Annotated in this window: 13 protein-coding genes; 1 reads left to right on the forward strand and 12 read right to left on the reverse strand. The window is 54.1% G+C overall.

The features are described 5' to 3' along the window. Positions 1-112 precede the first annotated feature (112 nt). The 12 genes from ahcY to FHW17_RS03170 form a co-directional block, all read right to left on the reverse strand. The gene (ahcY, locus tag FHW17_RS03115) at positions 113-1,513 is read right to left on the reverse strand and encodes an adenosylhomocysteinase (protein WP_091879317.1); all 1,401 of its coding nucleotides are present in this window, start codon (positions 1,511-1,513) and stop codon (positions 113-115) included. Between the two features lie 142 nt (positions 1,514-1,655). Beyond that, positions 1,656-2,453: an aspartate/glutamate racemase family protein gene (locus tag FHW17_RS03120; RefSeq protein ID WP_182509191.1), complete on the reverse strand. Its 798-nt coding sequence runs from the start codon at positions 2,451-2,453 to the stop codon at positions 1,656-1,658. Position 2,454: 1 nt separating this feature from the next. Further along, positions 2,455-2,769 carry an HPr family phosphocarrier protein gene (locus FHW17_RS03125; protein ID WP_182509192.1) on the reverse strand — a complete coding sequence of 105 codons (315 nt, stop codon included), beginning with the start codon at positions 2,767-2,769 and terminating at the stop codon, positions 2,455-2,457. A 13-nt stretch (positions 2,770-2,782) separates the two neighbouring features. Then, complete coding sequence (locus FHW17_RS03130; protein WP_091879322.1) at positions 2,783-3,184, reverse strand: PTS sugar transporter subunit IIA; 402 nt, start codon at positions 3,182-3,184, stop codon at positions 2,783-2,785. Between the two features lie 184 nt (positions 3,185-3,368). Next, positions 3,369-3,827, reverse strand: a complete 459-nt coding sequence (locus FHW17_RS03135) for an HPr kinase/phosphorylase (RefSeq protein ID WP_182509193.1) — start codon at positions 3,825-3,827, stop codon at positions 3,369-3,371. Then, entirely contained in the window at positions 3,827-5,614 is a 1,788-nt protein-coding gene (locus tag FHW17_RS03140) for a sensor histidine kinase (protein WP_112522752.1), read from the reverse strand. The genes FHW17_RS03135 and FHW17_RS03140 overlap by 1 nt, the downstream gene beginning before the upstream one ends. 146 nt (positions 5,615-5,760) lie before the next feature. Beyond that, the gene (locus FHW17_RS03145; RefSeq protein ID WP_162700334.1) at positions 5,761-6,480 is read right to left on the reverse strand and encodes a response regulator transcription factor; all 720 of its coding nucleotides are present in this window, start codon (positions 6,478-6,480) and stop codon (positions 5,761-5,763) included. 179 nt (positions 6,481-6,659) lie between these two features. Then, positions 6,660-7,385, reverse strand: coding sequence for a ribonuclease activity regulator RraA (locus FHW17_RS03150; RefSeq protein ID WP_113095328.1), 726 nt, complete (start codon positions 7,383-7,385; stop codon positions 6,660-6,662). Between the two features lie 16 nt (positions 7,386-7,401). Beyond that, positions 7,402-9,138 (reverse strand): L-arabinonate dehydratase, encoded by a 1,737-nt coding sequence (araD, locus tag FHW17_RS03155; RefSeq protein WP_182509194.1) that lies wholly within the window; start codon positions 9,136-9,138, stop codon positions 7,402-7,404. A gap of 46 nt (positions 9,139-9,184) precedes the next feature. Further along, complete coding sequence (locus FHW17_RS03160; RefSeq protein ID WP_112522755.1) at positions 9,185-10,054, reverse strand: ABC transporter permease; 870 nt, start codon at positions 10,052-10,054, stop codon at positions 9,185-9,187. Between the two features lie 4 nt (positions 10,055-10,058). Further along, a complete protein-coding gene (locus tag FHW17_RS03165) occupies positions 10,059-10,871 on the reverse strand; it encodes an ABC transporter ATP-binding protein (protein ID WP_113095331.1) in 813 nt (270 codons plus the stop codon). A gap of 90 nt (positions 10,872-10,961) precedes the next feature. Continuing rightward, positions 10,962-11,963 carry an ABC transporter substrate-binding protein gene (locus FHW17_RS03170; RefSeq protein WP_112522757.1) on the reverse strand — a complete coding sequence of 334 codons (1,002 nt, stop codon included), beginning with the start codon at positions 11,961-11,963 and terminating at the stop codon, positions 10,962-10,964. A 140-nt stretch (positions 11,964-12,103) separates the two neighbouring features. On the opposite strand from FHW17_RS03170, the gene FHW17_RS03175 reads away from it, so the two are divergent. Next, on the forward strand, positions 12,104-12,796 hold the full coding sequence (locus FHW17_RS03175; protein WP_112522758.1) for a GntR family transcriptional regulator: 693 nt from the start codon (positions 12,104-12,106) through the stop codon (positions 12,794-12,796). Positions 12,797-12,962: the final 166 nt, after the last annotated feature.

Consider the following 12,962-nt stretch of genomic DNA (forward strand, 5'->3'; position numbering starts at 1 on the left):
ATCACTACAATAAACCCTTGGCGAATCGACGGGAAGAACTCAGCGCAAAAAAGAAAGCCGAAGAATTTGTCAATCCTTCGGCTTCCATATATTGTGGGTATTAGTTAACGGATTAATACCTGTAGTGGTCCGACTTGAAAGGACCAGTCGGCGTGACGCCGATATAGGCAGCCTGTTCGTCCGAAAGGGTCGTCAATTTTGCGCCGAGCTTGTCGAGATGCAGGCGCGCGACCTTTTCATCGAGGTGCTTTGGCAGAACATAGACCTCATTCTTGTACTGTTCACCACGGCTATAAAGCTCGATCTGAGCCAGAACCTGATTGGTGAACGAGGCAGACATAACAAAGCTTGGATGACCCGTGGCATTGCCCAGATTGAGCAGACGACCTTCGGAAAGAAGCAGCATACGCTTGCCATCAGGGAAGGAAATCATGTCGACCTGTGGCTTGATGTTGTTCCACTTGAGATTGCGCAATGCCGAGACCTGAATCTCGTTGTCGAAGTGACCGATGTTACCGACGATCACCATGTCCTTCATCTTGCGCATGTCGTCGAGCTTGATGACATCCTTGTTGCCCGTCGTGGTGATGATGATGTCTGCGGTTGGCGCAGCATCTTCAAGTGTAACCACTTCAAAACCGTCCATGGCGGCCTGCAGGGCGCAGATCGGATCAACTTCCGTGACCTTGACGCGCGCACCAGCACCGAGCAGCGACTGCGCCGAGCCCTTGCCGACGTCACCATAGCCGCAAACCACGGCAACCTTGCCAGCCATCATGACGTCAGTGGCGCGGCGGATACCGTCAACCAGTGATTCCTTGCAGCCATACTTGTTGTCGAACTTCGACTTGGTCACGCTGTCATTGACGTTGATCGCCGGGAAAGGCAGGAGCCCCTTCTTCTGCAGCTGGTACAGACGGTTCACACCGGTTGTTGTTTCTTCCGTCACGCCCTTGATGGCATCACGCTGCTTGGTGAAGAAACCTGGGGTTTCCTTCATACGCTTCTTGATCTGGGCAAAGAGAATTTCTTCTTCTTCGCTTTCAGGCTTGGACAGAACGTCTTCACCAGCTTCAGCGCGTGCGCCGATCAGGATGTACATGGTGGCATCGCCGCCATCATCGAGAATCATGTTGGAAGGCTGACCATCCGGCCACTGGAAAATCCTGTCGGTATAGGTCCAATATTCTTCCAGCGACTCACCCTTGACGGCGAAAACCGGAGTGCCAGTTGCAGCGATTGCAGCAGCGGCGTGGTCCTGTGTCGAGAAGATGTTGCATGATGCCCAGCGCACGGTTGCGCCCAGAGCCTGCAATGTTTCGATCAGGACTGCCGTCTGGATCGTCATGTGAAGCGAACCGGTGATGCGTGCGCCCTTGAGTGGCTTGGACGTGCCAAACTCTTCGCGGCTTGCCATCAGGCCCGGCATTTCGGTTTCAGCGATTTCAATTTCCTTGCGGCCCCATGCGGCCAGCTCAAGGTCCTTGACAATAAAATCCTGGTTATCGGCCATCTGTTGTCAGCTCCGTCTTTGTTTTTCGGGTCCAGCCGCCATTCCGTGGCGACCGGAGGTGGCTGTTGACTATCAGATTAGGGTGGATCGCACAATGGGATATAAAGAAATCCTTATGCGTGCATATCCGAACGCATTGGTTCTATTGAAAAGACGGCGGGACGATACGGATTGGAATATCAATCTGCAGCTTTGCCAGCATCGCCCGGAATGCATTCGCAGGGTATTCGGGGCTTTCTGTCACCAGCGCATTCGTCGTGCCGGAACCTGATGTTCCCGCGCCAATCGTTTGGACAATCGCCTCAGCCGGATCAAGAAACCGGCATGACGGGCGGCTCTTCTCAAAATAGGAACGCAGCCATGGCAAATGCGTGCTCGACAGGGTGAGCACATCGATATCAGGATGATCCAGAAAAACGTCGCGCAGAAAATCATCAACCTTTCGCTGCGTCTCAACGGGATCGAAGAGAAAGTCGCCATTTTCAACAAGATCAACCATGGGAGAGGCATTGATCAACGCAACGGCGTCCAGATCTTTCGTTTGCTTGCCGACAAATTGCCTCAGCTGCGGGCTCTCGACCATGGATTGAACACCCATGATACCGACCTTGCCGGTTTGGGTTTCAGTCAAAGCGTCTGCCAGAGGGGGCAAAACACCAAAAAGCGGCACCTCCACCATGGATTTCAACTCATCCATGACCGTGATGGACGGCACATTGGACGCAACAATAATGGCTGACGGCTCATGCTGCGAGAGGAATCGCATCGTCCGGTCCATGACAGTCAGAAGCTCGTCACGGGTTTTCCGTCCATAGGGGAAACTCGCACGATCAGCGAAATAGAGAATGTCCTGCTTTGGCAGTCTACGCCGGATCAGATCAACGATCGCATAGCTACCAATACCCGCATCAAACACCGCAATCGGACGGACAAGCGACAAATCAGGCTTCTTCGCCAAACTTGTCGGCGATGAGCGCGCCAAGTGCCATCATGACGTCGCTGGCCTGACGGCCTGATGCGCTGACCTTGATGCAACACCCCGGTGAAGCGGCGAGCATCATCAATCCCATGATGGAGGTTCCACCCACGGTCATTCCGTCCTTCTCGACGCGCACATGGGCATCGTAGCCATCGACGAGCTGGACGAATTTGGCAGAAGCACGCGCATGCAACCCGCGCCGGTTGACGATCTCGAAAGATGACACCAGTGCATTATCACGATCGAATGTCCCGGTGGTTTCTCCTGTCAGGCGCATGCTTGTTCAACCTCTATTTGGCTGTCAGCACCTGACTGGCCACATTGATGTATTTACGTCCGGCATCCTGACCTTCGCGCAGCGACGCAGCCATGTCATTGGTCACGCGCACGCTGGAAAGCTTGATCAGCATGGGCAGGTTAACGCCAGCTATGACCTCGATCCGCCCCGATTCCATCACTGAAATTGCCAGATTGGACGGAGTTCCGCCAAACATATCTGTCAAAATAATGACGCCATTGCCGCTGTCAGCACGCGCCACGGCATCGACAATGTCGCGCCTGCGTTGCTCCATATCATCATCGGCACCGATTGAGACGGTTTCCAAATACTCCTGCTGGCCGACAACATGCTCAACAGCATGATGAAATTCTTCGGCCAGTCTTCCGTGCGTCACAAGCACGAGTCCGATCATTCTGAAACTGCTCCTGTCGCGCCAGCCCATTGGGATCAGGCTTTTTTCTGCGCATTGAATGCCCCACTTGGCAGGTGTCGCATTTTGGCAGGACGAATTGCGAAGGCAAGCGGAAAAATGACTTGAGGGTAAGTGTCAGTCATTTTATCGCAGGCCAATAACGCAACCAATTGATCTCAATATATTATTTTTTCCAGATAGGCCGAAAAAGCCTGGCTTCAACGGCACGGCAGGCAGCATTTATTGCCCATTTTGGCAGAATAAGATGTGCGATTGCGACGCCGTGAAGACAAGTTATAGCATCTTCGCCAAAACGAACCGATTGGTTCGGTTCGACCAGATCGACCACAAGGTGAATGACAGCGCTTTCTTCAAAATCTGCAGCGTGTAAACCCGACCCACGTACTTCCAGACCGCCATGCAGGGCAAGCGGCGGTGTACAAAGCAGGCGACCTGACTGCGCGCGAATACGGCACTGATCGTCACTGACAAGCATTGCGAACATGCCTCTATAAGCAGCGCGATCCATAAGCGCCCGAACGAGCGATGATTTTCCCGATCCCGAGTTTCCGCGAACAAGCACGCCCCGATCACCGACGAGCACGGCGCTGGCATGAATCAGCTCACCATCTTCGCTCGGCATCAGATCTCGGCCGGTAGAATCGCGGTGAAGCGGGCACCGAGATAATTTTCAGCATCGTTCGGATCGATAATATTTTCCGCATTCAGCGTGCCGCCGTGAGCCTCGATGATCTGGCGGCTGATGGAAAGACCAAGACCGGAATTCTGGCCAAAAGCTTCGCCCGACGGCCGATCCGTATAGAATCGCTCAAAAATACGATCAATCTGCTCGACGCGAATGCCCGGACCATTGTCTTCGACCAGAATGCGGACACGATCTCCCATATGTTGCAGTGAAACGGTGATGGCCCCATGTTCTTCCGGTACAAAAGAACGCGCATTTTCAATCAGGTTGGAGACAACCTGACCAAGGCGCAGATCATGGCCAACAACGAAAAAGCCCTTTTTGTTTGGTGGTAGCTTGCCCACCACAAAGTCGATTTGCGTGTCTTTCTTGTTGCGACGCACTTCGCGCGCGGCCGTCACCAGATTGCCAAGCAGGAACTTGAGATCCACATGCTCCGAATCTTCGCGCGCCAGTTCCGCGTCCAGACGCGAAGCATCGGAAATATCCGTGATAAGACGATCCAGCCGGCGCACATCGTGCTGGATGACATCAAGCAGCCGCTTGCGTGAATCATCATTCTTGGCCAGCGGCAAAGTCTCCACCGCACTTCGAAGCGACGTCAGCGGGTTCTTCAGTTCGTGGCTGACATCAGCGGCAAAACTCTCGATCGATTCGATACGGGCATAGAGCGCATTGGTCATGTCGCGGATAGAAGTGGACAGATGCCCGATCTCATCCTGACGTTCGGAGAAGTCAGGAATTTCCTCGCGGTTTTTTACGCCGTGGCGTACGCGATCCGCTGCGGCGGCAAGACGGCGGAGCGGATTGGCAATCGTTGAGGCCAGAAACAGCGAAAGAATGGCCATAACCAGCGCGGCAACGGTAAACACACGAATAATCGCATAGCGTTCGCCCTGAACGATCTTATCGATATCGCCGCCTTCGGTGGAAAGCAGCAGAACGCCAAGTACAGCGCGGAAGCGCTGAATCGGCACGGCAACCGAGACAATCTGCTCACCCTTTTCCGTCATGCGGACAATGGTGGCGGGTTGTCCGGTCAGTGCCTTGACGATTTCAGGGAAGGACGCACCGTTACCACCGGGTTGCTCCTGATAGATCGGCAGATCGCTCCGGCGAAGCAGCCGGGTCATGCGATTGGTAAGCCGCTCCAGAAACGTGGGCTGATCTCCCTCAATGGGCGGCAGTTCGTAACGCAGCACCTGACCGCGCGAATAAAGATGGCGGGAATCCAGCAGGAGATTGGAATCGCGATCGTAAATACGCGCGCGGGTTCGGGTTGGCTGGATAAGTTGCCGCAACACAGGGGCAACCCTTTCCGGGTTGATCGGGAAATCAAGGTTATCCAGCACATCCGGCGATGGCGTTATGCTTTGCCCGGCCTGCAGCTCCAGCAGCTTTTCCGGATCAACCGAGATGGAATTTGTATCGACAGTGGCTTCCGAGGCTATGGCCGCCGCGATGATCTCACCCTGCGTCATCAGGCTTTCGACACGGGCGTCAATCAGCCCGTCGCGGAACTGATTGAGATACATGATGCCGGACAAGAGCACGGCCAGACCCGCAAGATTGAGAAACAGAATACGGCGGGTCAGGCTTGAAAACAGATAATTGCCAAACAACCGATTGAGCGGTTGCAGGAATCGCCTCACGGCAAGCGAACGCTTCCGGCGCATGACGGCGCTCTTGCGCGTAACATTGCTGCCTTGGAGTCCGGCTACCATTTCTGCCTCAGAATATCGTAAATGGGCTGTCTCATCGCACTCATAACGCGCCGAGACAATCTTATTCTACAGGGGATCACGCATGCGCGAAATTCCCCTGCGTGATCTTTAGCCCATTTATACGCAAACAACAGGTATAATCAGGATCACGTTTCCCTGAAACGATACCCGACGCCGTACAATGTCTCGATCATATCGAAATCATCATCGACGACCTTGAACTTCTTGCGCAGGCGCTTGATGTGACTGTCAATCGTCCGATCGTCCACATAGACCTGTTCATCATAGGCCGCATCCATCAAGGCATCACGGCTTTTGACAACGCCGGGGCGCTGGGCCAGTGAGTGCAGAATGAGGAATTCTGTTACAGTCAAAGTGACTGGCTCACCCATCCAGGTGCAGGTGTGGCGTTCCTGATCCATGACAAGCTGACCACGTTCCAGCGATTTGGCCTGCGGGCTGCCGGGCTTGGCGGCACCTTCACGCGCAGCAACACGGCGCAATACCGCCTTGACGCGTTCGACCAGAAGACGCTGCGAAAACGGCTTGGTGATGAAATCATCCGCGCCCATCTTGAGGCCGAAGAGTTCATCGATCTCGTCGTCCTTGGACGTCAGGAAGATAACAGGCAGGTCGGACTTCTGGCGCAGACGGCGCAGAAGTTCCATTCCATCCATGCGCGGCATCTTGATATCGAAAATAGCAAGATTCGGCGGACGAGCCATCAGACCGTCGAGTGCTGAAGCGCCGTCGGTATAAGTCTCGACACGATAACCTTCCGATTCAAGCGCAATCGATACGGACGTCAGAATATTGCGATCGTCATCAACGAGCGCGATGGTCTGCATTGCGGGTACTTCCCTCATGCCCTGCTTTTCCTTGTTTAAAAGGTTAAATCCGATCGTGCTTGTGCCGGACAAATTAGGTACAAAATGTGGCACAGATCGAAAGTCATGTCATCCCGTGTCATTTTCACACGACAATTGCAGGCAATTGCTGAAGTCTTACTCCTCAATTTCAGACGGAAAAGCAGATAAAAACGGGTTTACCGCCCATTCTTTTCGCGCCAGACGGCAAATTCAGCTTTGGGTTTGTCGCTCGTTGCAGGGTAAAGCCCGATGATTGAAGCGCCATCCATCACCTGTTCAGTGACGAAATCTTCATAGGCTGTCATTTCAACTGTTTCATCGGCTATCTCGTCCGCAAGATGCTGAGGTATGACAATGACACCCTCATTATCGCCGACCAGTACATCGCCAGGAAACACCGCAACATCGCCGCAGCCAATCGGTACGTTGATGTCATAGGCCTGATGATGTGTGAGATTGGTGGGGGCCGATGGCCGGTTGTGATAGGCATGGATAGACAGACCAGCAATTTCCGGACTGTCGCGGAAGCCACCATCGGTGACAACACCTGCAACGCCGCGAACCTGCAACCGCGAGATCAGAATGGAACCTGCCGAGGCTGCACGCGCATCTTTGCGGCTGTCCATGACAAGGACAGCGCCCTTCGGACACTGCTCGACGGCAGCGCGTTGCGGATGATTGGGATTCTTGAACACGTCGATGGTGTTCAGGTCTTCACGCGCCGGGATATACCGCAAAGTGAAGGCCTGCCCGACCATATTCCTGCTTTTCACAGAAAGCGGGCGGACGTCCTGAATAAACTGGTTGCGTAGTCCACGTTTGAATAGCGCCGTGGCGATGGTCGGCGTCGCGACACCCATCAGTTTTTCGCGCGTTTCTGGCTTTAGATCATAGTTTGTCATGTCAGATCCTTCGGGGTCAGTAGATATCTGGTTCAGGGGCGGATGGTCCGAATCGTGTTTCAAGAAAATCAAAATCCGCGCCCGTATCGGCCTGCCCCACATGACGGGCAAACATCCAGCCATAACCTCGTCCGGCTTTCTCGGCTGGTTTTACCCAGTTCCGGCGGCGGTTTTCGAGTTCGCTGTCATCAACAAGCATGTCGATCCGGCGTGCGTTCAGGTCGAGCCTGATAATATCGCCCGTTTTCAAAAGCGCGAGCGGGCCGCCCACATGTGACTCGGGCGAGACATGGAGAACACAAGCACCATAGCTGGTGCCGCTCATCCGGGCATCGGATAGGCGAAGCATGTCGCGATAGCCCTGTTTTAACAGAGCCTTTGGCATAGGCAGCATACCCCATTCAGGCATGCCGGGCCCGCCCTGCGGTCCGGCGCCGCGCAGCACAAGAACGTGGTCCGGCGTCACATCCAGATTCTCATCATCAATCGCGGCTTTCATCTCGGGATAGCTGTCAAACACAAGGGCGGGGCCCTCATGTTGATGAAAACGCGGATCGCAGGCGGCAGGTTTTATCACTGCCCCGGTTGGCGCCAGATTGCCTTTGAGCACTGCAAGCGAGCCCTCCTGATACACAGGGTTATCAAGCGAGCGGATGACATCATCATTGAAACACTCTGCTCCTTCCAATGTTTCTCCGAGCGTTCGTCCGGAGACGGTAAGCACGGAAAGATCAAGCTTGCTGGCAAGCTTAGCCATAAGCGCCCGCAGGCCTCCGGCGTAGTAGAAATCCTCCATCAGATAGGTATTGCCGGTTGGTCTTATGTTGGCGAGAACGGGCGTTGTACGACCCGCACTGTCGAGATCATCCATTGTCAGGTTCACCCCGGCACGGCGGGCCATGGCAACCAGATGAACAATAGCGTTGGTTGAGCAGCCCGTGGCCATAGCCACCGCAACCGCGTTATCGACAGCCGCCTTCGTCAGAATTTTGCCGGGAACAAGATCCTCCCACACCATATTGACGATACGCCGCCCAACGGCGGATGACATGCGGATATGGTTCGAATCCGCCGCAGGTATTGAACTTGCTCCGGGCAATGTCAGCCCCATGGCCTCGGCGATTGCTGTCATGGTGCTCGCCGTCCCCATGGTCATGCAGTGTCCATAGGATCGGGCAATCCCTGCCTCCACCTCAACCCATTCCTCAGTCGAAAGATTACCGGCGCGCCGCTCGTCCCAGAATTTCCAGGCATCCGAGCCCGAGCCCAAAGCTTTGCCGCGATAATTGCCACGCAGCATTGGTCCGGCGGGCAGATAGATCATGGGCAATCCGGCGCTCAATGTGCCCATGACCAGCCCCGGCGTGGTCTTGTCACAACCGCCCATCAACACAGCGCCATCGACCGGATGGGAGCGCAGCAATTCCTCGGCCTCCATGGCCAGCATGTTGCGATAAAGCATGGTCGTTGGTTTGACATAGCTTTCGGACAGCGACAGCGCTGGCAATTCCAGAGGAAATCCTCCCGCCTGAAATACACCGCGCTTTACGTCTTCAACGCGATGCTTGAAGTGTGCATGGCACGGATTGGCATCGGACCAGGTGTTGAGGATAGCAATCACAGGTTTGCCAGCCCACTCTTCCGGCGCATAGCCCATCTGCATCGTTCTTGAGCGGTGCCCGGAACTGCGCAGATCATCCGGGGCGAACCAGCGCGCGCTCCTCAACATGTCCTGTGTTTTCTTGACTGTCATGATCAAACCTCGAAGCGTATGCGGTTTTGGCGGAAGGAAAATCTGATCATTCCTTCATTCCCCATTTTTGAATCGTATGGCGTTCGATCGTCTGAAAGACGAGGTTCTCAACGACAAGACCAATGATAATGACGGTCAGCAATCCGGCAAATACAGCCGGAATGTCGAGCAGATTGCGGTTCTCGAAGATGAACCAGCCAAGGCCGCCCTGCCCGGATGAAACGCCAAATACGAGTTCGGCTGCAATCAGCGTGCGCCAGGCAAAAGCCCAACCGATCTTCAATCCAGTTAGAATTGACGGAAAAGCCGCTGGCACCAGAATCCGCAAAACGTAGGAAAGCCCCGTCAGTCCATAATTTCCGCCCACCATACGCAGGGTTCTGGAAACACCGAGAAACCCCGCATGGGTGTTGAGCGCCACAGCCCAGAGCACCGAATGGATAAGAACAAAGACAAGGCTGGAAGCACCGAGACCAAACCAGATCAGGGCCAGCGGCAGCAGCGAGATGGCGGGCAATGGATTGAACATCGCCGTCATGGTTTCGAGAAAGTCGGTGCCTATACGCGTATTGATCGCGAGAATGGTCAATAGCGCGGCGAGTGCCGTGCCCGCCACATATCCAGTTATCAGTACTTGAAGTGTTGTCCAGATGCGCGCTGGCAATACGCCATCGGCAAAACGATCATACATTGTAATGAGTGTATCGCTGAGCGTCGGGAACAGCAGAGAGTTATCGAGGTAAACAGCATATGCTTGCCAGATCAATGCCAGCACGATGATCAGCACCGTCTTGCGTACGGCACTGATGCCCCACACCAGTTCCAGTGTTCCAAGTTTCTGTTCGACCTCAGCCACATTGGCATGCGGCCGGTTCGTCGTGACATCGGAAGCGAGTATGATTTGCGGATTGGCCATAGTGTTATTCCCTGTGACCCGGTTCGGAGAACAGCAGATTGTGAATGTCGCGTTCCAGTGCAGCGGCACTGCCGTCATCTGTGCGCGCCTGATCAACATCGATAACTTCGGCCTTGACGCGCCCCGGGTGTGGCGAGAGCAGAAGAATCCGATTGGAAATCTTGATGGCTTCGGCAATTGAGTGGGTCACGAAAATGACGGTGAATTTCGTATCGTCCCAAAGCTGTAGAAGCTCATCCTGCATCTGGCGGCGGGTGAGTGCGTCAAGGGCAGCAAAGGGTTCGTCCATCAGCAGGATATCCGGTTGCATGGCCATGCCTCGGGCGATAGCCACACGCTGTTTCATGCCGCCCGACAATGTATGGGGATAGCTATCAGCAGCGCGTGTCAGCTTCACCTTGTCGATATAATCGCGTGCCCTTTCTTCCGCTTCGGCGCGCGGTAATTTCCGCGCAACCAGCAAAGGAAACATCACATTCTCAAGCACCGTCTTCCAAGGCAGGAGCTGGTCGAACTCCTGAAAAACCATCATGCGATCAGCACCGGGCTTTTTAACGGGGCGTCCATTAATATGAATGGAACCGCTGACCGGCGTCATATAGCCGCCCACCGCCTTTAAAAGCGTAGACTTGCCACAACCGGATGGTCCCAGAAGAACGAAGCGATCGGACTGTTCGACGGAAAAACTCACATCTTCCGTCGCTGTAACCAACAGATTTGGCGTCTTGTACCGCAGCGTTACCTTATCGACAGTGAGAAGCGATCTAATCGCCTCTTGCCTGTTGGCATTTGCGGTTTCGGTTATTCCATGGGTCATTCGCGGAGTAGCCTGCAACATATCGGGCTCCATAGATTTGAACGGGCGCAACCACGGCAGATGTGCCCGGGGCGCTTGATTGTCCGGATGTCAGTTGCCTTTGAGATCGGCGGATTCAGGCAGATAATAATCTGTCCAGGCCGCTGGCATTGTCTTGAGCGTCCCGAGCCTGTGCAGGTGCGCCGCGAACTTCATCGTCCCCTGAGGATCGGTGCGAAATTCCATCATGTCTGGCTGTTCAAGGATTTTCACCAGCGCATCAAGATCCGTCTTATCACCGGATATTTGCTTGTATTCACTCAAGGCTTCCCGTGGATTCTTCTTGATCAGGTCAATTGCCTCGACCGTCGCTTCCCGCAATGCCTTGACAAGCACCGGATTAGACTCGGCAAAAGCTGTCGTGGTGAAAAAAGTTGCCTGTGTCAGCGGCCCGCCAATAATGTCCTTGGAATTGGCGACGACGTGATTTCCCGCGGCAATCTCAATATATTGAAACGGCGGGGCAGAAAAATGACTGGCCACTTCATGATTCTTGTTTGCCAGTGCCGCCATTGCGTCGGGATGGCCGAGCTGCACGGTGTTCGGATCGAAATGCTTGGTATCAGCTTCACCAAACATTTGCGCCGCAGCCATTTGCAGCAAAATTGCCTGTGTTGAAACGCCCACTGTCGGCACGGCAATCTTGTCGGTCGGCCCGATATCTTTCAACGATTTGATCCTGGGATCGCGGGATACAAGGATGACAGGCTGCGCCGAGCTGGTGATTATCCCCTTTACCTTTCCGCGCGTCCTGTCCCACAGAAGCAGCAGATTGCCCGTGCCTGTATTGACCACGTCGACATTGCCTGACAGCAACGCGTCGGTTTGCGCACCGCCGCCACTGAAGGTCCGCCAATTGACGGTGACGCCCTTGAGCCCATCTTCCGCCGCGTGTTTTTCAATGAGCTTCTGCGTCTCCATGACATGACTTGCCAGATAGAGAATACCCGGCTGGCGCGTGATCGAAATCTCGGTCTTTTGCTGAGCGAGCGCCGCAGAGCACAAACCTAATATCAAACCAAGTGCGGTAATCCCGCGAACAAGCAATCGCATTTCTTCCTCCCGATTATTTATTTGATTTCCGATCGGCGACGATCCTCCATCCTCGCTTATCTGCATTAAAGCACTAATGCATCAGTACATCAACAAAACAATTGTGCTAATGTCGCAGGGAGCAAACGAGAGAATCAGACATGAGCGACAGGGTGAACGGCGGCATTCTGGATCGGACCCGGCAGGTGGCCCATCAAATCCATGAAATATTGCGCGAGCGGATTCTCGCGGTGGAGCTTGTTCCGGGAACCATCTTGTCGCGCGCATCCCTGCAGCTGGAATTTGGAGTCAGTCAGACACCTGTCAGGGACGCACTAATGCGCCTGGAAGAGGAAGGGATCGTTGAAGTCTATCCGCAATACGCCACCGTGGTTGCACGAATTGACATCAACCATGCACGGCAAGCGCAGTTTCTCAGGCTTTCAATTGAACTGGAAGCCGTGCGGCGATTGACTTTGGAATGTCCCGAACAATTGGCTGATGACCTCGATCATGTTTTGACCCGCCAGCAAATGGTCGCCTCCCCGCAAACATTTGATCTGTTCGATACGCTCGACAAGGAATTTCACCACAAAATTTACGAACGAGCCAACATTCTCAATCTGTGGGCGACGGTGCGTCGCCAAAGCGTGCATCTTGATCGCCTGCGCCGCCTCAACCTACCCATGCCCGGAAAGATGCAGACGGTCTTGAGCGATCACAGAGGCATCATCGATGCGATCAGATCGAAAAATCCCGTCGCAGCGGAGAGTGCCGTTCGCAAACATCTTTCCGGAACACTGTCCATCATTGATCTCATCAGCGAGCAGTTTCCCGACTACGTCCGCCAGTGACGCACAAGGCAAACCCGTCCTGTGGATTTTGATCATTTAAAACGATTTAGATATTTTTTAAATTCTTTAAATCGATTAAACATTTGATACTACTCATTTTTTCTGCTTTTGACGTGATGTACCCGCATTCATGCTGGAAGATGTGTGAGGCGGCGCATTCTAATAT

It is taken from the genome of Phyllobacterium sp. P30BS-XVII, assembly GCF_014138335.1.
In the GTDB taxonomy this organism is placed as follows: domain Bacteria; phylum Pseudomonadota; class Alphaproteobacteria; order Rhizobiales; family Rhizobiaceae; genus Phyllobacterium; species Phyllobacterium meliloti.

Coding starts and splice junctions, on each gene's coding strand:
- FHW17_RS03140 (WP_112522752.1), bottom strand. CDS start 5,614: ATGGTAGCCGGACTCCAAGGCAGCAATGTTACGCGCAAGAGCGCCGTC.
- FHW17_RS03150 (WP_113095328.1), bottom strand. CDS start 7,385: ATGACAAACTATGATCTAAAGCCAGAAACGCGCGAAAAACTGATGGGT.
- FHW17_RS03165 (WP_113095331.1), bottom strand. CDS start 10,871: ATGACCCATGGAATAACCGAAACCGCAAATGCCAACAGGCAAGAGGCG.
- FHW17_RS03130 (WP_091879322.1), bottom strand. CDS start 3,184: ATGATCGGACTCGTGCTTGTGACGCACGGAAGACTGGCCGAAGAATTT.
- FHW17_RS03145 (WP_162700334.1), bottom strand. CDS start 6,480: ATGAGGGAAGTACCCGCAATGCAGACCATCGCGCTCGTTGATGACGAT.
- FHW17_RS03160 (WP_112522755.1), bottom strand. CDS start 10,054: ATGGCCAATCCGCAAATCATACTCGCTTCCGATGTCACGACGAACCGG.
- ahcY (WP_091879317.1), bottom strand. CDS start 1,513: ATGGCCGATAACCAGGATTTTATTGTCAAGGACCTTGAGCTGGCCGCA.
- FHW17_RS03175 (WP_112522758.1), top strand. CDS start 12,104: ATGAGCGACAGGGTGAACGGCGGCATTCTGGATCGGACCCGGCAGGTG.
- FHW17_RS03125 (WP_182509192.1), bottom strand. CDS start 2,769: ATGCGCCTGACAGGAGAAACCACCGGGACATTCGATCGTGATAATGCA.
- FHW17_RS03135 (WP_182509193.1), bottom strand. CDS start 3,827: ATGCCGAGCGAAGATGGTGAGCTGATTCATGCCAGCGCCGTGCTCGTC.
- FHW17_RS03170 (WP_112522757.1), bottom strand. CDS start 11,963: ATGCGATTGCTTGTTCGCGGGATTACCGCACTTGGTTTGATATTAGGT.
- araD (WP_182509194.1), bottom strand. CDS start 9,138: ATGACAGTCAAGAAAACACAGGACATGTTGAGGAGCGCGCGCTGGTTC.